38 protein-coding genes are annotated in these 25433 nt (G+C 60.8%); 2 read left to right on the top strand and 36 right to left on the bottom strand.

What is annotated here, in order from left to right; all coding sequences use genetic code 11:
• Window positions 1-39: 39 nt before the first annotated feature.
• From msrQ to NCR39_RS12285, 5 genes are all read right to left on the bottom strand, one after another.
• Window positions 40-702 (bottom strand): protein-methionine-sulfoxide reductase heme-binding subunit MsrQ, encoded by a 663-nt coding sequence (gene msrQ, locus NCR39_RS12265; RefSeq protein ID WP_250452435.1) that lies wholly within the window; start codon window positions 700-702, stop codon window positions 40-42.
• Between the two features lie 2 nt (window positions 703-704).
• Window positions 705-1694: a protein-methionine-sulfoxide reductase catalytic subunit MsrP gene (gene msrP / locus NCR39_RS12270; protein ID WP_250452436.1), complete on the bottom strand. Its 990-nt coding sequence runs from the start codon at window positions 1692-1694 to the stop codon at window positions 705-707.
• Window positions 1695-1818: 124 nt separating this feature from the next.
• A complete protein-coding gene (gene ccsB / locus NCR39_RS12275; RefSeq protein WP_250452437.1) occupies window positions 1819-3021 on the bottom strand; it encodes a c-type cytochrome biogenesis protein CcsB in 1203 nt (400 codons plus the stop codon).
• A gap of 4 nt (window positions 3022-3025) precedes the next feature.
• Window positions 3026-5254 carry a cytochrome c biogenesis protein ResB gene (locus NCR39_RS12280; protein WP_250452438.1) on the bottom strand — a complete coding sequence of 743 codons (2229 nt, stop codon included), beginning with the start codon at window positions 5252-5254 and terminating at the stop codon, window positions 3026-3028.
• 175 nt (window positions 5255-5429) lie between these two features.
• Window positions 5430-6116 (bottom strand): c-type cytochrome, encoded by a 687-nt coding sequence (locus tag NCR39_RS12285; protein ID WP_250452439.1) that lies wholly within the window; start codon window positions 6114-6116, stop codon window positions 5430-5432.
• A 291-nt stretch (window positions 6117-6407) separates the two neighbouring features.
• On the opposite strand from NCR39_RS12285, the gene yihA reads away from it, so the two are divergent.
• A complete protein-coding gene (gene yihA, locus NCR39_RS12290) occupies window positions 6408-7061 on the top strand; it encodes a ribosome biogenesis GTP-binding protein YihA/YsxC (protein ID WP_250452440.1) in 654 nt (217 codons plus the stop codon).
• 259 nt (window positions 7062-7320) lie between these two features.
• Complete coding sequence (hemB, locus tag NCR39_RS12295) at window positions 7321-8319, top strand: porphobilinogen synthase (RefSeq protein WP_250452441.1); 999 nt, start codon at window positions 7321-7323, stop codon at window positions 8317-8319.
• A gap of 56 nt (window positions 8320-8375) precedes the next feature.
• On the opposite strand, the gene dsbD is transcribed toward hemB, so the two are convergent.
• The 31 genes from dsbD to rpsJ form a co-directional block, all read right to left on the bottom strand.
• On the bottom strand, window positions 8376-10205 hold the full coding sequence (gene dsbD, locus NCR39_RS12300; RefSeq protein WP_284507198.1) for a protein-disulfide reductase DsbD: 1830 nt from the start codon (window positions 10203-10205) through the stop codon (window positions 8376-8378).
• On the bottom strand, window positions 10198-10530 hold the full coding sequence (cutA, locus tag NCR39_RS12305; protein WP_250452442.1) for a divalent-cation tolerance protein CutA: 333 nt from the start codon (window positions 10528-10530) through the stop codon (window positions 10198-10200). The genes dsbD and cutA overlap by 8 nt, the downstream gene beginning before the upstream one ends.
• 144 nt (window positions 10531-10674) lie before the next feature.
• Complete coding sequence (gene rplQ, locus NCR39_RS12310) at window positions 10675-11070, bottom strand: 50S ribosomal protein L17 (protein ID WP_008344047.1); 396 nt, start codon at window positions 11068-11070, stop codon at window positions 10675-10677.
• A gap of 154 nt (window positions 11071-11224) precedes the next feature.
• A complete protein-coding gene (locus NCR39_RS12315) occupies window positions 11225-12202 on the bottom strand; it encodes a DNA-directed RNA polymerase subunit alpha (RefSeq protein WP_040050462.1) in 978 nt (325 codons plus the stop codon).
• Between the two features lie 136 nt (window positions 12203-12338).
• Window positions 12339-12962 (bottom strand): 30S ribosomal protein S4, encoded by a 624-nt coding sequence (gene rpsD, locus NCR39_RS12320; RefSeq protein ID WP_040050463.1) that lies wholly within the window; start codon window positions 12960-12962, stop codon window positions 12339-12341.
• A 147-nt stretch (window positions 12963-13109) separates the two neighbouring features.
• Window positions 13110-13514, bottom strand: a complete 405-nt coding sequence (gene rpsK, locus NCR39_RS12325; protein WP_006052224.1) for a 30S ribosomal protein S11 — start codon at window positions 13512-13514, stop codon at window positions 13110-13112.
• A 28-nt stretch (window positions 13515-13542) separates the two neighbouring features.
• Entirely contained in the window at window positions 13543-13908 is a 366-nt protein-coding gene (gene rpsM / locus NCR39_RS12330) for a 30S ribosomal protein S13 (RefSeq protein ID WP_008344037.1), read from the bottom strand.
• A 41-nt stretch (window positions 13909-13949) separates the two neighbouring features.
• Entirely contained in the window at window positions 13950-14066 is a 117-nt protein-coding gene (gene rpmJ / locus NCR39_RS12335; protein ID WP_004199844.1) for a 50S ribosomal protein L36, read from the bottom strand.
• 20 nt (window positions 14067-14086) lie between these two features.
• Window positions 14087-14305 carry a translation initiation factor IF-1 gene (infA, locus tag NCR39_RS12340; protein ID WP_004521905.1) on the bottom strand — a complete coding sequence of 73 codons (219 nt, stop codon included), beginning with the start codon at window positions 14303-14305 and terminating at the stop codon, window positions 14087-14089.
• A gap of 9 nt (window positions 14306-14314) precedes the next feature.
• The gene (gene secY / locus NCR39_RS12345; RefSeq protein WP_040050464.1) at window positions 14315-15661 is read right to left on the bottom strand and encodes a preprotein translocase subunit SecY; all 1347 of its coding nucleotides are present in this window, start codon (window positions 15659-15661) and stop codon (window positions 14315-14317) included.
• Window positions 15662-15702: 41 nt separating this feature from the next.
• Entirely contained in the window at window positions 15703-16137 is a 435-nt protein-coding gene (rplO, locus tag NCR39_RS12350) for a 50S ribosomal protein L15 (RefSeq protein ID WP_008343934.1), read from the bottom strand.
• A gap of 31 nt (window positions 16138-16168) precedes the next feature.
• Window positions 16169-16351, bottom strand: coding sequence for a 50S ribosomal protein L30 (rpmD, locus tag NCR39_RS12355; protein ID WP_004202755.1), 183 nt, complete (start codon window positions 16349-16351; stop codon window positions 16169-16171).
• A gap of 14 nt (window positions 16352-16365) precedes the next feature.
• Complete coding sequence (gene rpsE, locus NCR39_RS12360) at window positions 16366-16884, bottom strand: 30S ribosomal protein S5 (protein WP_016346467.1); 519 nt, start codon at window positions 16882-16884, stop codon at window positions 16366-16368.
• 14 nt (window positions 16885-16898) lie between these two features.
• Window positions 16899-17264, bottom strand: a complete 366-nt coding sequence (gene rplR, locus NCR39_RS12365; RefSeq protein WP_035967614.1) for a 50S ribosomal protein L18 — start codon at window positions 17262-17264, stop codon at window positions 16899-16901.
• Window positions 17265-17276: 12 nt separating this feature from the next.
• Window positions 17277-17810: a 50S ribosomal protein L6 gene (gene rplF / locus NCR39_RS12370; RefSeq protein ID WP_040050465.1), complete on the bottom strand. Its 534-nt coding sequence runs from the start codon at window positions 17808-17810 to the stop codon at window positions 17277-17279.
• Between the two features lie 19 nt (window positions 17811-17829).
• On the bottom strand, window positions 17830-18225 hold the full coding sequence (gene rpsH, locus NCR39_RS12375) for a 30S ribosomal protein S8 (protein ID WP_040050466.1): 396 nt from the start codon (window positions 18223-18225) through the stop codon (window positions 17830-17832).
• Window positions 18226-18239: 14 nt separating this feature from the next.
• Window positions 18240-18545: a 30S ribosomal protein S14 gene (rpsN, locus tag NCR39_RS12380; protein WP_035967609.1), complete on the bottom strand. Its 306-nt coding sequence runs from the start codon at window positions 18543-18545 to the stop codon at window positions 18240-18242.
• Window positions 18546-18552: 7 nt separating this feature from the next.
• A complete protein-coding gene (rplE, locus tag NCR39_RS12385) occupies window positions 18553-19092 on the bottom strand; it encodes a 50S ribosomal protein L5 (RefSeq protein ID WP_250452443.1) in 540 nt (179 codons plus the stop codon).
• Between the two features lie 14 nt (window positions 19093-19106).
• Window positions 19107-19415, bottom strand: a complete 309-nt coding sequence (gene rplX / locus NCR39_RS12390; protein WP_035967607.1) for a 50S ribosomal protein L24 — start codon at window positions 19413-19415, stop codon at window positions 19107-19109.
• A 9-nt stretch (window positions 19416-19424) separates the two neighbouring features.
• Window positions 19425-19793, bottom strand: a complete 369-nt coding sequence (rplN, locus tag NCR39_RS12395; protein ID WP_006998478.1) for a 50S ribosomal protein L14 — start codon at window positions 19791-19793, stop codon at window positions 19425-19427.
• Window positions 19794-20088: 295 nt separating this feature from the next.
• Entirely contained in the window at window positions 20089-20361 is a 273-nt protein-coding gene (gene rpsQ / locus NCR39_RS12400) for a 30S ribosomal protein S17 (protein WP_035933074.1), read from the bottom strand.
• Window positions 20358-20552 (bottom strand): 50S ribosomal protein L29, encoded by a 195-nt coding sequence (rpmC, locus tag NCR39_RS12405; protein ID WP_007180130.1) that lies wholly within the window; start codon window positions 20550-20552, stop codon window positions 20358-20360. Before rpmC ends, rpsQ begins: the two co-directional genes overlap by 4 nt.
• A 10-nt stretch (window positions 20553-20562) precedes the next feature.
• Window positions 20563-20979 carry a 50S ribosomal protein L16 gene (gene rplP / locus NCR39_RS12410; RefSeq protein ID WP_008343852.1) on the bottom strand — a complete coding sequence of 139 codons (417 nt, stop codon included), beginning with the start codon at window positions 20977-20979 and terminating at the stop codon, window positions 20563-20565.
• Between the two features lie 2 nt (window positions 20980-20981).
• Complete coding sequence (gene rpsC / locus NCR39_RS12415) at window positions 20982-21782, bottom strand: 30S ribosomal protein S3 (protein ID WP_244847390.1); 801 nt, start codon at window positions 21780-21782, stop codon at window positions 20982-20984.
• An 11-nt stretch (window positions 21783-21793) separates the two neighbouring features.
• The gene (gene rplV / locus NCR39_RS12420) at window positions 21794-22123 is read right to left on the bottom strand and encodes a 50S ribosomal protein L22 (RefSeq protein ID WP_007730533.1); all 330 of its coding nucleotides are present in this window, start codon (window positions 22121-22123) and stop codon (window positions 21794-21796) included.
• A 12-nt stretch (window positions 22124-22135) separates the two neighbouring features.
• Window positions 22136-22411, bottom strand: coding sequence for a 30S ribosomal protein S19 (gene rpsS, locus NCR39_RS12425; RefSeq protein ID WP_008343850.1), 276 nt, complete (start codon window positions 22409-22411; stop codon window positions 22136-22138).
• A 10-nt stretch (window positions 22412-22421) separates the two neighbouring features.
• Window positions 22422-23249 carry a 50S ribosomal protein L2 gene (rplB, locus tag NCR39_RS12430; protein WP_250452444.1) on the bottom strand — a complete coding sequence of 276 codons (828 nt, stop codon included), beginning with the start codon at window positions 23247-23249 and terminating at the stop codon, window positions 22422-22424.
• A 2-nt stretch (window positions 23250-23251) separates the two neighbouring features.
• Complete coding sequence (gene rplW, locus NCR39_RS12435; RefSeq protein WP_035967599.1) at window positions 23252-23566, bottom strand: 50S ribosomal protein L23; 315 nt, start codon at window positions 23564-23566, stop codon at window positions 23252-23254.
• Window positions 23563-24183: a 50S ribosomal protein L4 gene (gene rplD / locus NCR39_RS12440; protein ID WP_040050472.1), complete on the bottom strand. Its 621-nt coding sequence runs from the start codon at window positions 24181-24183 to the stop codon at window positions 23563-23565. Before rplD ends, rplW begins: the two co-directional genes overlap by 4 nt.
• The gene (gene rplC / locus NCR39_RS12445) at window positions 24183-24842 is read right to left on the bottom strand and encodes a 50S ribosomal protein L3 (RefSeq protein WP_250452445.1); all 660 of its coding nucleotides are present in this window, start codon (window positions 24840-24842) and stop codon (window positions 24183-24185) included. The genes rplD and rplC overlap by 1 nt, the downstream gene beginning before the upstream one ends.
• Before the next feature lie 197 nt (window positions 24843-25039).
• Complete coding sequence (gene rpsJ, locus NCR39_RS12450; protein ID WP_006998489.1) at window positions 25040-25351, bottom strand: 30S ribosomal protein S10; 312 nt, start codon at window positions 25349-25351, stop codon at window positions 25040-25042.
• Between the last annotated feature and the right edge of the window lie 82 nt (window positions 25352-25433).

Here is a 25433-nt window from a genome sequence, read left to right on the forward strand (position 1 = left end):
GCGCTTCAATGAAAAAGCGATGTCGAGGCATCGCTTTTTTTATGCGCGCCGCCGCGCCGCTCGCGTTCGAAGCCACGCGATCACACGCCAGCCGAGCAACGCGATCACGATCGCGCCGTAAATCTTCGGCAACTCCAGGTCGTGCTTGCCCGCCTTCATCCACCAGAAATGGAGGATGGCGAGCGCGGCGATGAGATAAATCGTGCGATGCAGCGTCTGCCAGCGCCGGCCGAGCTTTCGCACCATCGCTTTCGGCGACGTGACGGCGAGCGGAATCAGCAGCACGAACGCCGCGAAGCCCACCGTGATGAACGGCCGCTTGCCGATGTCCTTCAGCATTTCCGCGACGTCGAACCACTTGTCGAACCAGATATACGTCGTGAAATGCAGCACGGCGAAGAAGAACGCGTACAGCCCGATCATGCGTCGAAAGCGCAGCAGCGCGGTCACGCCGGTGAGGCGTCGCGCCGGCGTGATGGCGAGCGTGATGCAGAGATACACGAGCGTCCACAGGCCGGTCGAGCGCGTGATGAATTCGATCGGGTTCGCGCCGAGCCCCGATGTCATCCCGAGCACGACGATGCGCGCGAGCGGGTACAACATCGCGATGAAGACGGCCACCTTGGCGGGCGCGATCCAGTTACGCGTACGCGGCGCGGCGGCGGAGGTGGATGCGCGCTTGATGTCGGATGCGGTCGGCATGATCAGAAGTTTTTCTTGAGGTCCATGCCCTGATAGAGCGACGCGACCTGATCGCCGTATCCGTTGAAGATCAGCGTCTTGCGCTTCGGCGAAAAGAATCCGTCCTCGCCGATGCGCCGCTCCGTCGCCTGACTCCAGCGCGGATGATCCACGTTCGGATTCACGTTCGAATAGAAGCCGTATTCGTTCGGCGCGTACGTGTTCCAGCTCGTCGGCGGCTGCTTTTCGACGAAGCGGATCTTCACCAGCGACTTCGCGCTCTTGAAGCCGTATTTCCACGGCACGATGACGCGCACCGGCGCGCCGTTCTGATTCGGCAGCACTTCGCCGTACAGGCCGACGGTCAAAAGCGTGAGCGGATTCATCGCTTCATCCATGCGCAGGCCTTCAGAGTACGGCCAGTCGAGAATCGGCGTGGAGAGTCCGGGCATCTGCGACGGATCGGCCAGGCTGATGAACTGCACGTACTTCGCGTTGCCCGTCGGCTCTGCGCGCTTGATCAGCTCCGACAGCGACACGCCGATCCACGGAATCACCATCGACCAGCCTTCGACGCAGCGCAGCCGGTAGACGCGTTCCTCGAGCGGCGCGAGCTTCAGAATCTCGTCGATGTCGTACACCTTCGGATTCTTGATCGCGCCTTCGACCGACACCTTCCACGGGCGCGGACGCAGCGTGCCCGCGTGCTGCGCGGGATCGCTCTTGTCGGTGCCGAATTCGTAGAAGTTGTTGTACGTCGTGATGTCCTTGAGCGACGTCGGCTTGTCCAGCGCGACGAACTTCGGATTGGTCTTGGCGGCGAGCTTCTGGCCCTTTGCATCCGGCGATGTCAGCGTCGCGTGAGCGAGACCGCTCGCGCCGGCGAGTCCCGTGGCGGCGAGCGCGCCCATCGAGCGCAGCACGCGCCGGCGGTTCTCGAACACGTGCCGCGGCGTGATTTCGCGACTGTCGATGTCGTCGCCATAAAGCGCGCCATTCCGTTTGATCCACATGAGCACGACTCCCTTTGCAAACATTCATAGGGCAAACAGCACGACACGCGCCCGTATTCCACGTTAGAACGAAAAAAAACCGCCAGCGTGACGCATGGCGGTTTTTCTCTTCGATGCAGCCGGATCAGAGCTTGCCGTAACTGTGCAAGCCCGACAGGAACATGTTGACGCCGAGGAACGCGAACGTCGTGACAACGAGGCCCGTCAGCGCCCACCACGCCGCCGCCGCGCCGCGCAAGCCTTTCATCAGCCGCATGTGCAGCCACGCCGCGTAGTTCAGCCAGACGATCAGCGCCCACGTTTCCTTCGGATCCCAGCTCCAGTAGCCGCCCCACGCTTCCGCCGCCCACAACGCGCCCAGAATCGTGGCGATGGTGAAGAACGCGAAACCGACGGCGATCGACTTGTACATCACGTCGTCGAGCACTTCGAGCGACGGCAGGCGGTCCGCGAACACGCCGCGCTGCTTCGCGAGATACGCGACGGAAACCATCGCCGAGAGCGCGAAGCTGCCGTAGCCGATGAAGTTCGCCGGCACGTGGATCTTCATCCACCAGCTTTGCAGCGCGGGCACGAGCGGCTGAATCTGCTGCGCGTCGCGGGCGATCGAATACCACATCAGGAAACCGACGGCCGCGCTGATCACGAGGAGCACGAACGCGCCCATCTGACGCGTCGCGTAATGCTGCTCGTAGTACAGATAGAACAGCGACGTGATCAGGCAGAACAGCACGAACACTTCATACAGGTTCGAAATCGGAATATGGCCGACGTCGCTGCCGATCATGTACGACTCGTACCAGCGCACCATCAGGCCGGTAAAGCCCATCAGCACGGCGACCCACGTCATGCGCGAACCGATCGCGCCGCCCGTCTGCGAGCGCGTCAGGAGGCCGATCCAGTAGAACAGCGTCGCGAGGATGAAAAGCGCGCTCATCCACAAGATGGCGGACTGGCTCGACAGGAAATACTTGAGGAAGAAATTGGTGTCCGCGCGCGCGAGGTCGTGCTGATAAAGCTGAATCGAGAAGAGCGACATGACCGCGATCATCGCGATCAGCAAGCGAACCGGCTTCCAGCGCCAGCCGAGCACGACGAACGTCGGCACCGCGCCGACCAGCACGGCCATGTCGTACACGTCCATGTACGCGTGATAGCGGTTGAGCGCGAAGCCCGCGCCCGCGACCATCGCGAGGGCAAACAGCCAGTCGAGCGCGCCGAGCCTGCGGAAGAACGGACGATCGTCGAACACGGCGACATCGGGAAGGCTCGATGCCGGACGTTCCGTCTTGGCGGAGGCGTGGGAGGAAGTCTGTGTGAGGTCCATGATCTTACCGTGATGAAACTTCCGGGCTGGCAGCCTCGGATTGCGATTGCGGCGATGCGGCGACGTTCGCGGCCTGTGCGGCCGGATCGAGCGGCGACGTGCCGAGCGCCGCCGCCACCGCAGCGCGGGTGCGCTCGAATTCCTTCTCGAAGTCGAGCGTGCGGCGCGCGGTGGACATCGCCATCAGCACGCTCGCGCCGCCTTGTCCTGACTCTTTGAGCCAGAACCAGAGCCGGCGTTCGCGCACGTAGAACATCGAGAAGATGCCGACGACCAGCAGAAGGCTGCCAAGATACACCACTTTTTTACCCGGCGCGCGCGTCAACTGGAATACCGAAGCTTGCACCTGCTTGAAGGTGTCAAGCTGCAGAAAGACGGGCGAACCGTACAGAAAACTGTCTGAAAGCGCATTGATCGACGCCTGTACGAATGCGGTGTTTTTCTCGTCGATCTTCGCGGCGGGCAGGCCGTTCTGCTCGCGCGAAATCTGCCACACGTCCCACATCGCGCCTTCGAGCATGCGCATCAGGAGGCCCGCCGCCTTTTCCTGCTCGCCCTTCGGCACCGAATGGTCGATGAATCCCGCGATGCCCTGAAAACCGCCAATCGTCTGCGGATTCGCCGCCGCGCCGGTTTCGTCCGCGCCGGCGAAGAGATTCAGCACGCGGATCGCGCTTTCTTCCAGATGTTTCTGCAGTTCGGCGTTCGCCTGCGGCACGGAACGCAGCGCGAAACGATGCGCCGCCTCCGCGCGCGTCGCGGGCGTGGCGAGCGCGGCGCGCAGATCCATCCACTGCTTGACGGAGCCTTGCTCGTCGGCAGGAATACGCAGATAGCGGAACGGATCGTTCGGGCTCACGCGCATGCCGGCGAGGAACATTCGCTGACCGCCGACATCCACCGGTAGCATGTAGTTGCTGTATTCGCGCGCCTGGCCGTCCGTTCCGCGCACCTTGTATTGCACCGACGGGCCGACGTTGCGCAGATCCGTCGGCTTCGACGTTTTCGCGCCGGAGCCGAGACGTTCGTCGAACGCATCGCGCAGCGTTTCCTTCTTGCCGACGCCGCGCGCGTCCGGCGCGCCGCTGCCATTCGTCATGTTTTCGACGTTGATCGCGCGGAAATCCGTGAATTCGACGGTTTCGCCCTTCGCGCCCACGAACTGCGAGCCGATGGGCGCGGTGCCGCCGATGGTCCCGTTGACCGGCGCGGTCTTCGCGCTGGCGCCGGCCATCGGCCAGGCGGTCATTTCCAGCTTCGAGCCGCCGTCCTGAAAGCTCGATTGATAGATCGACACGCCGTCATACGTGAACGGCTTGTTCACTTCGACGCGCGCCGGAATGCGCTTGCCCGTCTTGTGATCGATCACGACGATATCGCTCGCGAAGAGCTTCGGCATGCCGGTCGAGTAGTAATCGACGATGAATTTGTCGAGCTGGATCGAGAACGGCAGGTCCTGAATGACCGAACCGGCCGGCTGATTCAGAATGGCCGTGCCGACGTACTGCCCTTCCGGCACCCAGGCATAACCGCGAAACGTCGGGTTCGACGTGGACAGGCGATGCTCGGGAGGAATGTCGTTGATGACGGCGTTCGTGTTGATCGGCGTCTTGTTGAAGAGCCACATTTGCAGCTTGATCGGCAGATTGCTGTCCAGCAGGCCGCCGATACAGATGACGACGATCGCCAGATGCGCCGAGATATAGCCGATCTTCGTGAGCGCGCCGCGCTTGCCCGCGATCAGCGTCGCGCCGGTGTCCGTCTCGCGCCTGATGAAGCGGTAGCCCATCTTCGCGCTGAGGCGCTCCAGCGTCGCGGCCGTCTGCGCGCGATCCGCCGCGACCGCGAACTCGCCCTTGTGATGGAACGCGCGCAGGCTGCCTTCGTGCACGCGATCCTTCCAGCTCTTGATGTCCGCGATCATCTTCGGGCCATTGCGCACGACGCACAGCGACACCGAAATCACGAGAAAGATCAGGATCAGCATGAACCACCACGCGCTGTACACGGTGTAGAGGCTCAGGCCGCGAAAGATGTCCGCCCAGAACGGGCCGAACTGATTGACGTAGTTGGGGTACGGGTCTTCCTGCGTGAGCACCGTCCCGATGATGCTCGCAATCGCCAGCACGACCAGCAAGGCGATGGCGAAGCGCATCGAACTCACGAGCTCGACGAAATGCCTGACGGCGCGGCGGCTCGACTTCGACTGCATACCCGATGTGGTGACGCTCATTCAAACTCCGGCTGACAGCAAAAAAGGGTGGAGACGCCAACGGTCTGACCGACCGACGTCCCACCCTTTTCTTGTTTTCGCGCCTGCCTCTGCGGGCCGGCTTCGTATCGTAGTATGGGCGATTCCCCGCTTTCTCGCTTCTTCGCCGGGAACCGCTGGACGCTGCGTGTTACGTTCAATGCAATCCGGCGATGTAATCCGCGACCGCTTTCATCTCGGCATCGTTCAGGCGGGATGAAATGGCGTGCATCGGTTCGCTGTTGTTGCGCGTGCCTTGCGCGAACGCGTTCAGTTGCGCGACGGTGTAGTCGCTCCACTGCCCCGACAGCCTCGGATACTGCACCGGGATACCCAGCCCCGTCGCGCCGTGACACGCCGCGCACGCCGGCACGCCCTTGTCCGCAATGCCGCCGCGATACACCTTCTGTCCGAGCGCGACGGTGTTCTTGTCGCGCGCATAGTTGGGCTTGGCTTTCTGCGACGCGAAGTACGCCGCGACGTTCACCATGTCCTGATCCGAGAGCGCGCTCGCAATGCCCGCCATGATCGGATTGTTGCGCGCCGGAGCTTTCGCGCCCGGCTGCGTCTTGTAATCCTTCAGTTGCTTGACGATGTATTCCGCGTGCTGACCCGCGAGCTTCGGAAACGCGGCGCCGGCGCTGTTGCCGTCCGCCGCATGGCACGCGGCGCAGACCTGCGTGGCGATGGCCTGCCCTCTTGCCACATCCGGCTTGGCCGGCTGAGCGGGCTCTGCCGCATTCGCCGATACCGCGAGTCCGCCGAGACCCGCACCTAAACCCGCACTCAAACCGAAAGCCGCCGCTGCCTTGAGCACCACCAGAGACCTGTACAGTCGGTTCATTCGCGTACCCTGTTTTTCGTCTTGTGAGAATGTGAGGTTCTGCAAAAAACGACGGCAACCGGACATGCCGCAAGATACCCGAACGAAAGGGCGCCAAAAGATGCCCCGAAAACTGTCTCGCTCCTTGATGGGTGACGCCTGCGGCCTTGGGTCTTACGCCCTGCGGGATCTTTAAAAAACCGTCGTATTGTACAATAACCCGCTACACGCAAAGACGCCAGTCGGGGCATGCCCAGTATTTGCCGGGGTTCTCAAGGCTTCAGTCATCGCCTCTTTCACGATCGCCCGCCAATGTCATTTCTGCTCCATCAATCTCGTTTCTTCACCACGGTCAATCATCTGCGCGACCTTCCGCCGACTCCGCAGCCCGAAATCGCGTTTGCGGGACGCTCGAACGCGGGCAAGTCGACGGCGATCAACATCCTTTGCAATCAAAAGCGGCTCGCGTTCGCGAGCAAGACGCCGGGACGCACGCAGCACATCAATTACTTTTCCGTCGGGCCGAAAGATGCGCCCGTCGCACATCTCGTCGATCTTCCCGGCTACGGCTACGCGGAAGTGCCGGGCGCGGCGAAGGCGCACTGGCAGCAGTTGCTGTCGACCTATCTGCAAAGCCGCGCGCAGTTGCGCGGCATGATCCTGATGATGGACTCGCGCCGTCCGTTGACGGAGCTCGATCGCATCATGATCGACTGGTTCGCGCCCACCGGCAAACCGATCCACGCGCTCCTCACCAAATGCGACAAATTGACGCGACAGGAAATGACCAACGCCCTTCGCGCCACGCAGAAAGCGTTCAGCGAATACAAGGCGGCGGGGTATCGCGGTGAGTTGAGCGTGCAGCTCTTTTCGGCGCTCAAGCGCACGGGTCTCGACGAAGCGCACGAACTGATCGAAAGCTGGCTGATGCCCGAGCAAGCGGCATCGGAAGGCGCTGCCGAGTAGAAATCCACGGCAACGCGAATGCGAGCGGGCATAAAAAAACCCGCCGCATGACGGCGGGTCAATAGCCTTATCGAATTTCGACAGGCACCCGCTCAGGGAGGAGAAGCGGGGAGCGCGGCGCAAGCGCGTTGCTCGATCGGTATGATATACCATTGTCTCAAAACGTTTTCGAGACGCGGGCCGCCTTGTCCAGTATGGCTTTGAGCGCTCGCAGCAACGTTTCCGTCCCCCTTCGAAGCACTTCCAATCGAGTCACGTCATGAGTTTCTATCCCCATCATCGTCCGCGCCGCATGCGCCGCGATGACTTCTCGCGCCGCATGATGCGCGAAAACATCCTCACCACGAACGACCTGATCTACCCGGTTTTCATCGTCGAAGGCACGAATGTGCGTCAGTCGGTGCCGTCGATGCCCGGCGTCGAGCGCACGTCCGTGGATCTGCTGATGAAGGTCGCGGAGCAATGCGACGAACTCGGCGTGCCGGTGATGTCGCTGTTTCCCGCGATCGAACCGTCGCTGAAGACGCCTGACGGCCGCGAGGCGACGAATCCCGAAGGTCTGATTCCGCGCGCCGTGCGCGAGCTGAAGAAGAACTTCCCGACGCTCGGCGTGCTGACCGACGTCGCGCTCGATCCGTACACGAGCCACGGCCAGGACGGCGTGCTCGACGACGAAGGCTACGTGAAGAACGACGAAACGAGCGAGATTCTTGTCGAACAGGCGCGCACGCAGGCCGAAGCGGGCGTGGATATCGTCGCGCCGTCGGACATGATGGACGGCCGTATCGGCGCGATCCGCGAAATGCTGGAAAGCGACGGCCACATTCATACGCGCATCATGGCGTACGCGGCGAAGTACGCGTCGGCGTTCTACGGCCCGTTCCGCGACGCGGTCGGCTCGGCGGCGAATCTCGGCAAGGGCAACAAGATGACCTACCAGATGGACCCGTCGAATTCGGATGAAGCCATGCGCGAAGTGCGCATGGACATCGAGGAAGGCGCGGACATGGTGATGGTCAAGCCGGGCATGCCGTACCTGGACATCGTGCGGCGCGTGAAGGACGAGTTCCGATTCCCGACGTACGCGTACCAGGTCAGCGGCGAATACGCGATGATCAAGGCCGCCGCCCAGAACGGCTGGCTCGATCACGACAAGGCGATGATGGAAGCGCTGCTCGCGTTCAAGCGCGCGGGCGCGGATGGCGTGTTGACGTACTTCGCGCTGGACGCTGCGCGGATTCTGCGGGCGTCGAAGTAAGCGTTTTTAGTCGTGTCGATAAAGAAAGGGCGATGCTTCGCGGCATCGCCCTTTTTTCATCCGTTCGACGGACCGAGCTTGTCGAGGCTCTTCAGGAACCTGTCCGCCGATTCATAGCCGACCACGCGCGCCACTTCGTTGCCTTGGGCATCGAAGAAAATGATGCCCGGCGGGCCGAACAGCTTGAAGCGCTTGAGGAGCAATTGATCGTCGGCGTTGTTCGCGGTGACGTCCGCGCGCAGCAGGTTCAGTTGCGCGAGGCGCGCCTGCACGCGGGCATCGGAGAACGTCAGGTTCTCCATTTCCTTGCAGGAGACGCACCAGTCGGCGTAGAAGTCGAGCATCGCGGGACGCGCGGCGGCTTTGACCGCCGAATCCAGTTCCGACGACGACCGCACCGGCGCGAAGACCGGTCCCGGCTTCTGCGCAGCCATCGCGGACGACGCGCCATCGCGCAAAGCCAGCACCGCGAGCGGACGCAGCGGATCGGTCGAACCGGCTGCCAGACCGACGAGCAGCGTCGCGGCCCACACGGCGAATGCGGCGCCGATGCCGCGCACGAGGCGCTTCCACACGCTCGACGGCGCGGCCACGCCCGGCGCGAACAAGCCAAGCGACGCCGCCGCGATCAGCAGCCACAACGCCGCGAGCAGCATCCGCGCGGCGCCGCCTAGCACCGGCCAGACGATCCACAGCGCCGCCGCGAGCAACACGACGCCGAAGAACACTTTGACGCCGTCCATCCAGGCGCCCGCGCGCGGGAGAATCGCGCCCGCACCCAATCCGATGACGAGCAGCGGCACGCCGAGCCCGATGCCCATCGCGAAGAGCGCCGCTCCGCCGAGCACGGCATCGCCCGTATGCGCGATGAACGCGAGCACCGCGAAGAGCGGCGCGGTCATGCACGCGCCCACGACGAGCGCGGACAGCGCGCCCATCACGGCGACCGCCGCGAACTTGCCGCCCGAGCGCTTCTGCGATGCTTCGTTCACGCTGCTCTGCCACCGCTCGGGCAACGCGATATCGATTCCCGAAATGAGCGCGACCGCGAAAATCGCCAGCAACACGCCGAACGCGCCCAGCACCCACGGGTTTTGCAGCCACGCGCCGAGACTCTGGCCGACCAGCGCGGCCGCCACGCCGAGCGCGGTGTAGACGAGCGCCATGCCCACGACATAGCACGTGGACAGCGCGAATCCGCGAGAGCGCGTCGCGCGCGCGCCTTCGCCGACGATGATCGCGGACAGGATCGGGATCATCGGATAGGAGCACGGCAAGAGACTGAGCACCATGCCGGCGACGAAGTACAGCCCGACGACCGCGAAGAATCCGCCGCCCTGGAGCATCGACTGCGCGTAGTCGGCGCTCGTTGCGCGTTCGAACCACGACTGCGAATCATCCGCCGACGTCGATGGCGACGCGCCCGCCGCCTGCAACGCCGCGCCCTTCACGCGATAGACGCGCTCCATCGGCGGATAGCAGATGCCCTTTTCCGCGCAGCCCTGCGACGTCACCGCGAGTTCGAACGGCCCTTTCGCCTGCGCCACGGGAATCCGGATGACCAATTCACCGCGATACGTCTCGACGTCCTTGTTGAAGGTCTGGTCGAAGTGGACTTTGCCGGCTGGCAATTGCGCCGCGCCGATGCTCGCGTCGCCGCTCTTCACCGCGAACGCGAATCGCTCACGGTACATGTAATAGCCGTCCGCGATCTTGTATCGCACGTCCACTTCGCCCGGCTTCTCCGATGCGCTGAACTTGAACGCGACGGCCGGATCGAGGAAATCGTCGTCCGCGCGCGCGATGCCTGCGACGGCGCAGCACATCATCAAGAGGACGAACGCGCCGAACACGCGGCGCGTAGCGGTACCGAAAAGCTCAAACATGAAGAGGACGCTGCGTTTCTGCGTTGACCCATTGTCCGTAACCCGGCGACGCTTCCGCCTGCCAGACGAGGATTTCGGGCGTTTCATAGGGATGCCGCGCCTCGATGAAGCGCTGCAATTCTTCGCTGCGTGAGACGCTCGTCTTCAGCAGCAACTGCACTTCCTCCGACGATTCGAGCGCGCCCTTCCAGTGATAATGCGACTCGACCGCGCCCAGCCTGGTCACGCACGCCGCGAGCCGCGCTTCGAGCACAGCCTGCGCGAGCGCGGTCGCCGATTCAGCATCGGGCAGCGTCGTCATCATCAGAATAACGGGGACGTTCACGTACGACTCCAGGGAAGCGGACCACGGCTGATATCGTAGCATTCGCGACCGACGCGCACCTTTTGGCGCCGCCCGCTACGAACGCGGGCGCGAAAAACAAAAAGGCCAAGCAGAGCTTGGCCTTTTGCTAACCACTTACCGAACTTATTCAGCTTCCTGAACTTCTTCGGTTTCTTCAACTTCCGGACGATCCATCAGCTGAACCAGCGCCATCGGAGCGTTGTCGCCGACGCGGAAGCCGAACTTCAGGATGCTCAGGTAGCCACCCGGACGGTTCGCGTAACGCGGGCCGAGAACGTCGAACAGCTTCGCGACGGAATCGCGATCGCGCAGGCGGTTGAACGCGAGGCGGCGGTTTGCCAGCGACGGCTTCTTGCCGAGCGTGATCAGCGGCTCGACGACCTTGCGCAGTTCCTTGGCCTTCGGCAACGTCGTCTTGATGACTTCGTGCTCGATCAGCGAGTTCGACATATTACGGAGCATTGCCAGACGGTGGCTGCTCGTGCGGTTCAGTTTCCGCAGACCATGCTTATGACGCATTTTCAGTTCCTTTAACGAGTTTTGATCCAGCTCTTCTATTGCGCTTTGCTGCTAAACAGCGGCGCACGGGCCGGTCGAAGAAAAAGCAAGACGCGGATTTTAAAGCAAAATCCGCGTCTTTGCCAGTTACAGCGTGACCGCGTTAACGGTCGACTTACTTGTCCAACCCTGCCGGCGGCCAGTTCTCGAGCTTCATGCCGAGCGTCAGACCACGCGAGGCCAACACTTCCTTGATCTCGTTCAGCGACTTGCGACCAAGGTTCGGCGTCTTCAGCAGCTCGTTTTCCGTGCGCTGGATCAGATCGCCGATGTAGTAGATGTTCTCGGCCTTCAGGCAGTTCGCGGAACGAACCGTCAGTTCGAGATCGTCCACCGGACGCAGCAGGATCGGATCGATCTGCGGCGCACGCGACGGCGCTTCCGCTGCGGCTTCCGTGCCTTCCAGGGCTGCGAACACCGACAGTTGATCGACCAGAATGCGCGCCGATTGACGGATCGCTTCTTCCGGCGAAATCACACCGTTGGTTTCGATGTTCATCACGAGCTTGTCGAGGTCGGTACGCTGTTCGACACGCGCGCTTTCCACGGCGTAGCTCACGCGACGCACCGGCGAGAACGACGCATCCAGCACGATACGGCCGATGATCTTCGCCGACTCTTCGCCGTAACGACGCACGTTGCCGGGCACGTAACCACGACCCTTCTCGATCTTGATCTGAACGTCGAGCTTGCCGCCCTTCGACAGGTGAGCAATCACGTGATCCGGGTTGATGACCTCGCAATCGTGCGCGAGTTCGATATCGCCGGCCGTGACCACGCCTTCGCCTTCCTTGCGCAGCGTCACCGTGACTTCGTCGCGGTTGTGCAGCTTGAAGACGACACCCTTCAGGTTCAACAGCAGGTTGACCACATCCTCTTGCACACCATCGAGCGTCGAGTATTCGTGCACGACGCCTGCGATCGTCACTTCGGTCGGCGCGTAGCCCACCATCGACGACAGCAGCACGCGCCGGAGCGCGTTACCCAAGGTGTGGCCATAGCCGCGTTCGAACGGCTCCATAACCACTTTCGCGTGGCTTTCGCCAAGCGATTCAACTGCAATGATCTTGGGCTTCAACAAACTGGTTTGCATAGGTTTTCCTTTTCAATACCCTCGGCTCGTTACACCGATAAGGCTGACCGGTAACAACCTGAAAATTAAACAGCCGAGGATGCCCATTTGCCACGAGCAATCGGGCTCCCCGGCTGCTAATCCGATTACCGCGCGATTAACGCGAATACAATTCGACGATCAGGCTTTCGTTGATGTCGCCAGCGATATCGCTGCGTTCCGGCATCGACTTGAACGTTCCTTCGAACTTCTTCGCATCGACCGACACCCAGCTCGGCATTCCGCCTTGCTCGGCCAGCGACAGCGCCTCGACGATACGAGCTTGCTTGCGCGACTGCTCGCGAACGGAGACGACGTCGCCCGACTTGACTTGCATCGACGGGATGTTGGTCACTTGACCGTTCACCATGATCGACTTGTGGCTCACGAGCTGACGTGCTTCAGCGCGCGTCGAGCCGAAGCCCATGCGATACACGACGTTGTCGAGACGCGACTCGAGCAATTGCAGCAGGTTTTCGCCCGTCGGGCCCTTGCGGCGGTCGGCTTCGGCGAAGTAGCGGCGGAACTGACGTTCCAGCACGCCGTAGATACGCTTCACTTTCTGCTTTTCGCGCAACTGGGTGCCGTAGTCGGACGTACGTGCGCCCGAGGTGCGGCCGTGTTGGCCGGGCTTGCTGTCGAGCTTGCACTTGTCGGCGAGCGAACGGCGTGCGCTCTTCAGGAACAGATCGGTGCCTTCACGGCGGGACAGCTTGGCTTTAGGACCGGTATAGCGTGCCACGTTAAATCCTTGATAATTGATCACGCGAGCTTTCGTTCGCGCTAGTCCGAACCCCTTTGGGTCGAACGGTGGGCTTAGTCAAATTCATCACGCACGAAACCCGCCGATACTCACGCATCAGCAGGAACATGCGGTTGCGTCGTCGCGTTAGATGCGGCGGCGCTTCGGCGGACGGCAGCCGTTGTGCGGGACCGGCGTCACGTCGGAGATCGCGGTGATCTTGATGCCAAGACCATGCAGCGCGCGCACCGCCGATTCACGGCCAGGACCGGGGCCCTTGATCCGCACTTCGAGGTTCTTCACGCCGTATTCCATTGCCACGCGGCCAGCCGATTCGGCTGCGACCTGAGCTGCAAACGGCGTCGACTTACGCGAGCCCTTGAAGCCCTGACCACCCGAGGTCGCCCATGCCAGCGCGTTACCTTGACGGTCGGTGATCGTGATAATGGTGTTGTTGAACGACGCGTGAACGTGAACCACGCCCTCGGCGACGTTCTTCTTGACCTTCTTGCGAACGCGTTGCGCCGCGGAGTTGTTCGAAGCCTTAGCCATTACGTTTTCCTGTAACTGTCAGTTCCGCTTACTTCTTCAGCGATTGCGCTGCACGACGCGGACCCTTGCGAGTACGGGCGTTGGTGCGCGTACGCTGGCCACGCAGGGGCAAGCCCTTGCGATGACGCATGCCGCGGTAGCAACCCAAGTCCATCAGGCGCTTGATGTTCATCGTCACTTCACGGCGCAGGTCGCCTTCGACGATGAACTTGCCCACTTCGTCACGCAGCTTTTCGAGGTCTGCGTCGGTGAGGTCCTTGACCTTCTTCGAAAATTCCACACCAGCAGCGGTGCAAATGCCGCGGGAACGCGTGCGTCCGATGCCGAAGATTGCCGTCAGGCCGATCTCGGTATGCTGGTGATTCGGGATGTTAACCCCTGCGATACGAGCCATTGTTTTTCCTCAAACAAAAAGCGCAAGCAAAAGCGCGGCGTTCAGCCTTGACGCTGTTTGTGGCGCGGATCAGAGCTGCAAATCACGCGCACAACGCCCTTGCGCTTGATGATCTTGCAATTGCGGCAAATGCGCTTAACCGATGCCATCACTTTCATGATATTACCCTTTTTTCAAATCACTTCGCCCGGAACACGATCCGTGCACGAGACAGATCGTAAGGCGTCAATTCAACCGTAACCTTGTCGCCTGGCAGGATGCGGATGTAGTGCATCCGCATCTTTCCAGAAATGTGTCCCAGGACGACATGGCCATTTTCCAACTTCACCCGGAAAGTAGCGTTGGGGAGGTTTTCGATGACCTCACCCTGCATCTGGATTACATCGTCTTTGGCCATGGTCCTTAATTAACGCATCGGGACGTTGCCGCCCTTGAAGTTTGCCTTCTTGAGCAGCGATTCATATTGTTGCGACATAACGTACGACTGCACCTGAGCCATGAAGTCCATCGTGACGACGACAATGATCAGCAGCGACGTTCCACCAAAATAAAACGGCACGTTCCAGCGCAACACCAAGAACTCAGGCAACAGGCACACGAACACAATGTAGATCGCACCGGCCAGCGTCAAACGCGTGAGGATGCGGTCGATATACCGTGCAGTCTGATCGCCCGGACGGATACCCGGAACGAAAGCACCGCTCTTCTTCAAGTTGTCGGCGGTTTCCCGGCTGTTAAACACCAGTGCGGTGTAGAAGAAGCAGAAGAAAACAATCGCCAACGCATACAGCAGCACGTACACGGGCTGACCGGGCTTGATGGCCTCGGCCACGTTGTGCAACGTGTTCGCGAACCAGCCGGTACGCGACCCCGAACTGAACCAGTTCAGGATGGTTGCCGGGAAGAGGATGATCGACGACGCGAAGATCGGCGGAATCACACCCGACATATTCAACTTCAACGGCAGATGAGACGACTGCCCACCGTAAATCTTGTTACCGACCTGGCGCTTCGCATAGTTCACGAGGATCTTGCGCTGACCGCGTTCGATGAACACGACCAGATACGTGACCGCCGCGATCAGCACGACGATGATGATCGCCGAGATGATGCTCATCGAACCGGTGCGGACAAGCTCGAACAAACCGCCGATCGCGTTCGGGAAACCCGCCGCGATACCACCGAAGATGATGATCGAGATGCCGTTGCCGAGACCGCGTTCCGTGATCTGCTCACCCAGCCACATCAGGAACATCGTGCCCGTCACCAGCGTGACGACCGTCGTCAGCCGGAACACCATGCCGGGATCCAGCACCAAAGCGGGCTGGTTCTCCAGCGCCACCGCGATACCGAACGCCTGGAAGGTCGCGAGCACCACGGTGAAGATACGCGTGTACTGCGTGATCTTCCGTTGCCCCGCCTGCCCTTCCTTCTTCAGTGCCTCCATTTGCGGCGATACGATCGACAGCAACTGCATGATGATCGACGCCGAAATGTAGGGCATGATGCCCAGCGCAAAGATCGTGAATCGCGACAGCGCGCCACCCGAGAACATGTTGAACATGCCAAGGATGCCGCCCGACTGGCTCTGGAACAGCTTGGCCAGTTGATCCGGATCGATGCCGGGAACCGGAATGTGCGCACCAATGCGGTAGACGATCAACGCCAGCAGCAGGAACACTGCACGCCGACGCAGATCGCCGAATTTCGCCGCGCTTCGACCGGGTTTTGCGAGACTCGGGCTGTTAGCCAAGAACCTTCTCCGATGCTAGTGCTAGTAACGGCGAAAGCGCGTTACTCGGCGAACGAGCCGCCAGCGGCTTCGATTGCCTCACGGGCGCCCTTCGTTGCCGTCAGACCCTTCACCGTGACCTTGCGGGTGATCTCGCCGGTCTTGATGATCTTCGCGCTCTTGATGAGCTCGCCGACCAGACCCGCTTGCTTCAGCGCCAGCAGATCGATTTCGTCGACCGGCAGCTTTTCCAGATCGGCGAGGCGCACTTCACCGACGAATTCCTTCGTCAGCGAGGTGAAGCCACGCTTCGGCAGGCGACGCTGCAGCGGCATCTGACCGCCTTCGAAGCCAACCTTGTGGAAGCCGCCCGAACGCGATTTCTGACCCTTGTGGCCGCGGCCCGCGGTCTTGCCGAGGCCCGAACCGATGCCGCGACCGACGCGACGCTTAGCGTGCTTCGCGCCTTCCGCCGGCTTCAGGTTATTCAATTCCATGTTCAACTCCTTGGATCCGTGGGTCGGCCGCTTAGCCGATGACCTTAACGAGGTACGAAACCTTGTTGATCATCCCGCGCACAGCCGGCGTGTCCTGCAGCTCGCTAACCGAGTTGAGGCGGCGCAGGCCGAGGCCACGCACCGTCGCACGGTGCGATTCGCGAGTCCCGATCAGGCTCTTGACGAGCTGAACCTTGACAGTTTTCTCAGACATGATGACCTCGAGGCTTAGCCCAAAATATCTTCGACGGACTTGCCGCGCTTCGCCGCGATGTCGCTCGGGGTCGATTGCTTGCGCAGACCGTCGAGCGTTGCACGAACGAGGTTGTACGGGTTCGTCGAGCCGTGGCTCTTGGCCACCACGTTCTGCACGCCCATCACGTCGAACACTGCGCGCATCGGGCCACCAGCGATCACGCCCGTACCGTCCTTCGCCGGAGCGAGGAGAACAGCGGAAGCGCCATGCTTACCGTGCACTTCGTGTTGCAACGTACCGTTCTTGAGCGGCACCTTGAACATGTTGCGGCGGGCTTGTTCCATTGCCTTTTGAACGGCAACCGGAACTTCCTTCGCCTTGCCCTTGCCCATGCCGACGCGGCCATCGCCGTCGCCAACCACGGTCAGTGCGGCGAAACCGAGAATCCGGCCACCCTTCACGACCTTGGTCACGCGGTTGACCGAAATCATCTTTTCGCGCAGGCCGTCGTCGCGTTCGTCAGCCTGAACTTTCGCTTGCATCTTTGCCATGACGAATTCTTCCCTTAGAACTTGAGCCCGGCTTCGCGCGCCGCATCAGCCAGCGCCTTCACGCGGCCGTGGTAGCGGAAACCCGAGCGGTCAAAGGCGACGGATTCGATGCCGGCAGCCTTGGCCTTCTCGGCAATACGCTTGCCGATCAGGGTTGCAGCGTTGATGTTGCCGCCCTTGCCCGACTTGTCGGCCAGCTCAGCGCGCACTTCGGCTTCCAGCGTCGAGGCGCTTGCCAGCACCTTCGTGCCGCACGCCGAGAACACTTGAGCGTAAATGTGCGTATTCGTGCGATGCACGGCGAGACGCGCGACCTGCAGCTCAGCGATCTTGATACGCGTCTGACGAGCGCGGCGCAGGCGAGATTGAGTCTTATCCATGATTGCGCACCCTTACTTCTTCTTCGTTTCTTTGAGGATCACGACCTCGTCGGAATAGCGCACGCCCTTGCCCTTGTAGGGCTCCGGCGGACGATAGCCGCGCACTTCCGCCGCGACTTGTCCGACTTTCTGCTTGTCGATCCCCTTGATCACGATTTCGGTCTGCGACGGGGTTTCAGCCTTGATGCCTTCCGGCATCTGGTGCACCACGGGGTGCGAGAAACCCAGCGACAGGTTCAGCTTGTCGCCTTGCGCTTGCGCACGATAACCAACGCCAACCAGCGTCAGCTTGCGCTCGAAACCCTTGGTGACGCCGTGCACCATGTTCGCCACCAGGGCGCGCATCGTGCCGGACATCGCGTTTGCTTCACGGCTTTCGTTGGCCGGCGCGAAGTTCAACGTGCCGTTGTCGTTCGCCACGCTCACCAGCGGATTGGCCGCTTGCGAGATCGTGCCGAGCGGACCCTTCACGGTGATGACGTCGCCCTTGACGGCCACTTCCGCGCCTTGCGGCAGCGCGATCGGGCTTTTACCTACTCGAGACATGTTTCCTCTCCCTTCGGCGTTAAGCGACGTAGCAGATGACTTCGCCGCCGACGCCGTTCTGGCGCGCCTTGCGGTCGGTCATCACACCCTTCGGCGTCGACACGATTGCAACGCCGAGGCCATTCATGACCTGCGGGATGTCGTTGCGACCGCGGTACACGCGCAGACCGGGCTTCGAGACGCGCTCGAGGCGCTCGATAACCGGACGGCCGGCGTAGTACTTCAACGCGATATTCAATTCCGACTTCGCGCCTTCAGCCTTCACCGCGAAATCGTCGATATAACCTTCGTCCTTCAAAACCTGCGCAATCGCAACCTTGACTTTCGACGAGGGCATAGTCACCGAAACTTTCTCGACCATCTGCGCATTGCGGATGCGAGTCAGCATATCGGCGATAGGATCACTCATGCTCATTTATGTTTCTCCTATTACCAGCTCGCCTTGGTGAGGCCAGGGATTTCGCCGCGGAACGCGATTTCACGAATCTTGTTACGCGCGAGTCCGAACTTGCGGAACGTGCCACGCGGACGACCCGTGATCGCGCAGCGGTTACGCTTGCGAGTGGGGTTCGAGTTACGCGGCAGTTGTTGCAGCGAGAGGCGGGCGAGATAACGCTCTTCGTCCGACTTGCTTGCGTCGTCGATCACAGCCTTCAGCTCAGCACGCTTCGGAGCGTACTTGGCTGCCAGGCGCGCGCGCTTCTTTTCACGTTCGATCAGTGCCAGTTTAGCCACGGTAACCTCAGTTTCTGAACGGGAACTTGAAGCCGGCGAGCAGTGCCTTTGCTTCGTCGTCAGTCTTCGCGGTGGTCGTGATGCTGATGTTCAGCCCACGCAGCGCGTCGATCTTGTCGTAGTCGATTTCGGGGAAAATGATCTGCTCTTTCACACCGATGTTGTAGTTACCACGGCCGTCGAACGCCTTGCCCGACACGCCACGGAAGTCGCGCACGCGAGGCAGCGCAACCGTCACGAAACGGTCCAGGAATTCGTACATGGCATTGCCACGCAGGGTAACCATCGTGCCAATCGGGTAGCCTTCGCGGATCTTGAAACCAGCGATTGCCTTCCGCGACTTGGTGATAACCGGCTTCTGGCCGGCAATCTTCGTGAGGTCGCCAACGGCGTGCTCAAGAACCTTCTTGTCAGCGACGGCTTCGCCAAGACCCATGTTCAGGGTGATCTTGGTGAGGCGCGGCACTTCCATGATCGACTTGTAACCGAACTTTTCAACCAGTTCCGGTACAACCTTTTCTTTGTAAATCTCTTGCAGACGAGCCATTTTTTAACTCCGCGTCAGGCGTTGAGCGTGGCGCCGGTCGACTTCAAGAAGCGAACCTTCTTGCCGTCTTCGACCTTGATGCCCACACGCGATGCCTTGCCATTCGCGTCGACCAACGCGACGTTCGAAATATGCAGCGGCATCGTTTTGGCTTCCACACCGCCCGTCGTACCCTTCATCGGGTTCGGCTTCACGTGCTTCTTGACGAGGTTGATACCCTCGACGGTGACACGGTCTTCCGCAACGACCAGCACGGTGCCGCGCTTGCCCTTGTCCTTGCCGGTGATGACGATGACTTCGTCACCCTTGCGAATCTTGTTCATCGCGACTCCTTACAGCACTTCCGGCGCGAGCGAAACGATCTTCATGAATCGTTCGCTACGCAGTTCACGCGTCACCGGCCCGAAAATGCGCGTGCCGATCGGCTCGAGCTTCGTATTCAAGAGAACGGCAGCATTGCCGTCGAACTTGATAAGCGAGCCATCCTGGCGACGCACGCCCTTGGCCGTGCGAACGACCACGGCGTTATAGATTTCGCCCTTCTTCACGCGTCCGCGCGGCGTCGCTTCCTTGACGGTCACCTTGATGATGTCGCCAATGCTAGCGTAACGACGCTTCGAGCCGCCGAGCACCTTGATGCACATGACTTCACGTGCACCCGTGTTGTCGGCCACTTCAAGCCGAGTTTCGGTCTGGATCATGGTTTATCTTTCCCAACTTAATCCGGTCGCACCACCATGGCACATCCGGTCAGTCTTGGTCCCGTCAGCCATTCGGCTGCTTGGGTTAGAACAGGCAGCGAGGGCAGACGAAACCCGCCATCGCAATCCGGTGAATCTGTCGGCACAGGCTGGCGCCCGAACCGGCTTCCCCCACCAACTTCGCCCGCGACGGGGCTCCCACAAAGAGGGAAGACCGAGATTATAACAAATAATCCCGGTCTTGCAAGCGAAATTACTGCGACACTACGACTTACTGCATCGCATTACTTCTACTTCAGATCACGCGAGCCGCTTCGAGCAGTTTCGACACAACCCAAGCCTTCGTCTTCGAAATCGGACGGGTTTCCTGGATTTCGACGAGATCGCCTTCGTTGTACGTGTTCGCGTCATCGTGCGCGTGGTACTTCTTCGAGCGCACGACGTACTTGCCGTAGATCGGGTGCTTGACGCGGTGCTCGACCAGCACGGTAACCGTCTTGTCCATCTTGTTGCTGACGACCTTGCCGACCAGCGTCCGCTTGAGCGAGGTTTTTACGCTATCGTTCATTTCTGGTTCGCCTTTTCAGTCAGGACAGTCCGCACACGTGCGATGTCGCGACGAACCTTCTTCAGCTGGCTCGTGTTCGTGAGTTGCTGGGTCGCGAGTTGCATGCGCAGGCCGAATTGCGCCTTAAGCAGGTCCGACAGCTCTTTGTTGAGCGCGGCCTGGTCCTTCTGGTGAAGTTCAGATGCCTTCATCGTTTACTCCTTAGGCGCCGAGCTGACGGACAACGAAGTTCGTCTTCAGCGGCAGCTTGGCTGCAGCCAGACGGAACGCTTCGCGCGCCAGTTCTTCGGAGACACCGTCCATTTCGTACAGCATCTTGCCCGGTTGAATTTCAGCGACGTAGTACTCCGGGTTACCCTTACCGTTACCCATACGCACTTCGGCCGGCTTTTGCGAAATCGGCTTGTCCGGGAAGATCCGGATCCAGATCCGGCCGCCACGCTTGATGTGACGCGTCATCGCGCGACGCGCTGCTTCGATTTGACGCGCGGTCAAACGGCCGCGACCGATAGCCTTCAGACCGTATTCACCGAACGACACCGCGTTGCCGCGCGTCGCCTTGCCGGTGTTACGACCCTTCTGCTCTTTGCGATACTTTCTGCGTTTCGGTTGCAGCATCGTTATTCTCCACTCTTCGCGTCACCGCCGGCGCCACCACGACGGGGGCCGCCGCGGCGTGCACCAGCCGGCGCACCTTCACCGTCACGGCGCGGACGGCGATCGCCACCCGGACGTGCGTTGCGACGCGGACGCTTCTCTTCCGCGACTTCTTCCACCACCGGCGCTTCGTTACGGCCGAGGGTGTCGCCCTTGTAGACCCACACCTTCACGCCGATGATGCCGTACGTGGTCTTCGCTTCCGACGTCGCGTAGTCGATATCGGCACGCAGCGTATGGAGGGGCACGCGGCCTTCGCGATACCACTCGGTACGTGCAATTTCGATACCGTTCAGACGGCCCGCGCTCATGATCTTGATGCCCTGGGCGCCAAGACGCATCGCGTTTTGCATCGCACGCTTCATCGCGCGGCGGAACATGATCCGGCGCTCGAGCTGCTGCGTGATGGAATCGGCGATCAGTTGAGCGTCGGTTTCCGGCTTGCGGATTTCTTCGATGTTGACGTGAACCGGAACGCCCATGCGCTTTTGCAGCTCGGACTTCAGCAGTTCGATGTCTTCGCCCTTCTTACCGATCACGACACCCGGACGCGAGCTGAAAATCGTGATACGTGCGTTCTTTGCAGGACGCTCGATCACCACGCGGCCGACGGACGCGTTCTTCAGCTTCTTCTTCAGGTATTCACGAACACCGATGTCTTCCTGCAACATCGCCGCGAAATTGTTGTTGTTCGCGTACCAGCGCGAAGCCCAATTGCGGCTGACGGCCAAACGGAAGCCAGTCGGATGAATTTTCTGTCCCATCGTATGGCTCCTTAATTCCCGACCGTCACAGTGATGTGACAGGATTGCTTCTCGATGCGGTTACCACGACCCTTTGCGCGCGCGGTAAAACGCTTCAGCGAAGCAGCCTTGTCGACGTAGATGCTCGTGATCTTGAGCTCGTCGATATCGGCGCCTTCGTTGTGTTCCGCATTCGCGATCGCAGACAGCACGACCTTCTTGACGATACCCGCCGCCTTCTTCGGCGAGAACGTCAGAACGTTCAGCGCCTTGTCGACCGGCAAACCACGAATCTGGTCAGCCACAAGGCGCGTTTTCTGCGCCGAGATGCGGGCACCGCGATGAATTGCTTTCACTTCCATCTTGATAGCCCCTTATTTCTTGGCCTTCTTGTCGGCCGCGTGACCCTTGAACGTACGGGTCAGTGCGAACTCGCCAAGCTTGTGGCCGACCATGTTTTCCGTGACGTACACCGGAACGTGTTGACGGCCGTTATGGACGGCGATCGTCAGACCGATGAAGTCCGGCAGAATCGTCGAACGACGCGACCAGGTCTTGATCGGCTTCTTGTCACGCGTCGATGCAGCCGCCTCAACCTTCTTCAGCAAATGAGCGTCGCAGAACGGACCTTTTTTAGCAGAACGTGTCATTGCCTACTCCTTAACGCTTGTGACGGCGCTGGACGATCATCGTCGTCGTGCGCTTGTTGCTACGGGTGCGGTAGCCCTTCGTCGGCGTGCCCCACGGGCTCACCGGATCGCGACCTGCAGCCGTGCGGCCTTCACCACCACCGTGCGGGTGATCGATCGGGTTCATCGCAACACCGCGCACCGTCGGACGAATACCGCGCCAGCGGTTTGCACCGGCCTTACCGATCTGACGGAGGCTGTGCTCTTCGTTACCCACTTCACCGATCGTCGCACGGCACTCGACGTGCACGCGGCGGATTTCGCCCGAACGCAGACGAACCTGCGCGTAGACGCCTTCGCGAGCCAGCAGCATGGCCGACGTACCAGCCGAACGCGCGATCTGCGCGCCCTTGCCCGGCAGCATTTCGATGCAGTGGATCGTCGTACCGACCGGAATGTTGCGGATCGGCAGGGCGTTGCCCGCGCGAATCGGCGCTTCGGAACCGGACATCAGCTGCGTGCCGACCGTCACGCCCTTCGGCGCGATGATGTAGCGACGCTCGCCGTCTGCGTACAGAACCAGCGCGATGTTCGCGCTACGGTTCGGGTCGTACTCGAGACGCTCGACCTTCGCCGGGATGCCGTCCTTGTTGCGACGGAAATCGACGATACGGTAGTGCTGCTTGTGACCACCGCCCTGGTGACGCGTGGTGATACGGCCGTTGTTGTTACGGCCCGCCGACTTGGATTGCGAGTCGAGCAGCGCTGCGAACGGCTTGCCCTTATGCAGATCCTTGTTGACGATCTTGACCATCGCGCGGCGACCCGGCGAGGTCGGCTTAACTTTCACGATTGCCATGATTACTTGGCCTCCGCTTCAAAGTTGATTTCCTGGCCGGGCTTCAGGCAGACGTACGCCTTCTTCACGTCCTTGCGCTTGCCGTTGAAGCGGCCAAAGCGCTTGGCTTTGCCCTTCGTGACGAGCACGTTGACGGAATTGACTTCGACCTTGAACAGCAGCTCGACAGCAGCCTTGACTTCCTGCTTCGTGGCGTCCGGCGCGACTTCGAACACGACTTGTTCGTTCTTGTCGGCAACCAGCGTCGCCTTTTCGGAGATCACCGGCGCGAGCAGAACTTGCATCAAACGATGATCGTTTTTGCGAACTTCGCTCATGACAGCAACTCCTCGATCTGAGCGACCGCAGCCTTCGTGATCAGAATCTTCTTGAAGTAGATCAGCGAGAGCGGGTCGGCGTAACGCGGCTCGACAACCGCCACGTGGGCCAGGTTGCGCGACGCGAGGTACAGGTTTTCGTCGACCGTGTCGGTGATGACCAGCACGGAGTCGAGACCCATCGCCTTGAATTTATCGGCCAACAGCTTGGTCTTCGGCGCTTCGAGCGCGAGATCCTCGACCACCGAGATGCGGCCTTCGCGAGCCAACTGCGAGAAGATCGAGCAGAGGCCTGCACGATGCATCTTCTTGTTGACCTTGTGCGAGAAGTTTTCTTCCGGCGAGTTCGGGAAAATGCGACCACCGCCACGCCACAACGGGCTCGACGACATACCGGCACGAGCGCGGCCCGTACCCTTCTGACGCCACGGCTTCTTGGTGGTGTGCTTGACCTGCTCGCGGTCCTTCTGAGCACGGTTGCCGCTGCGCGCGTTGGCTTGATAAGCCACCACGACCTGGTGAATCAGGGCTTCGTTGTAATCGCGACCGAACACGACGTCCGATGCAGTCACGCCAGCGCCTTCCTGACCATTGGCATTCAGGAGCTTAAGTTCCATTATTTCGCTCCTTTCACAGCACGCGTCTTGACGGCCGGGGTCACGAAGACCTTGCCGCCCTTCGCACCCGGAACAGCACCGCGGACGAGCAGCAGATTGCGCTCAGCGTCGATGCGGGCGATTTCCAGATTTTGAACCGTGACGGTCTCGTCACCGAGGTGACCCGTCATGCGCTTGCCGGGGAACACACGACCCGGATCCTGCGCCATACCGATCGAACCCGGAACGTTGTGCGAACGCGAGTTACCGTGCGTTGCGCGGCCCGAGGCGAAGTTGTAGCGCTTGATGGTACCGGCGTAGCCCTTACCGATCGACGTGCCTTGCACGTCGACCTTCTGGCCGACTTCGAAAATGTCCGTACCGACCACGGCGCCGTTCGACAGTTCACCTGCCTTGGCTGCGTCGATATGGAATTCCTTGAGGATTTCACCGGCTTGAACGCCGGCTTTGGCGAGGTGGCCCGCCAACGGCTTCGTCACGCGCGATGCGCGGCGAGTACCGAATGCAACCTGAACGGCGATGTAACCATCCGTTTCAACGGTCTTGATCTGCGTCACGCGGTTGTCCGACACGTCCAGCACGGTGACGGGGATGGAATCCCCTTCAGGCGTGAAGATACGGGTCATGCCAACCTTGCGACCTACGAGTCCAAGGCTCATCGTTTTCTCCATTCCCGACTGCGATTGGTCGGGGCTGATTACAAAATGCCCGCCGTGCTCGCGGGTTCAACACCCAAAAGACGACAGACTTTTTTGCGCAAATGCGCGAAAAGCCTTGGAGTATAACAAGGCTTTTCGATTTCCGCAAGCAATCAAAGACTTAGCTCCGTCCGACACGCCGGCGGAGCTTTGTAGGCTTACTGCAGCTTGATTTCGACGTCCACACCGGCCGGCAGATCGAGCTTCATCAGCGCGTCGACCGTCTTGTCGGTCGGATCGACGATGTCCATCAGACGCTGGTGCGTACGGATTTCGAGCTGGTCGCGCGACGTCTTGTTGACGTGCGGCGAACGCAGGATGTCAAAACGCTGAATACGCGTCGGCAGCGGCACCGGGCCACGGACGATCGCGCCAGTCCGCTTCGCCGTATCGACGATCTCGGCTGCCGATTGATCGATCAGGCGATAGTCGAAAGCCTTCAGACGAATGCGGATTTTCTGGTTCTGCATGACGATTCCTTAGAAAAAGAGCGAGGCGGTATTGCGCCGCCGATTTGGCAAAAGAGCGAGGGACCGGGCATTCGCTGAGGGC

It is taken from the genome of Caballeronia sp. ATUFL_M2_KS44, assembly GCF_023630965.1.
GTDB classification, from domain to species: domain Bacteria; phylum Pseudomonadota; class Gammaproteobacteria; order Burkholderiales; family Burkholderiaceae; genus Caballeronia; species Caballeronia concitans.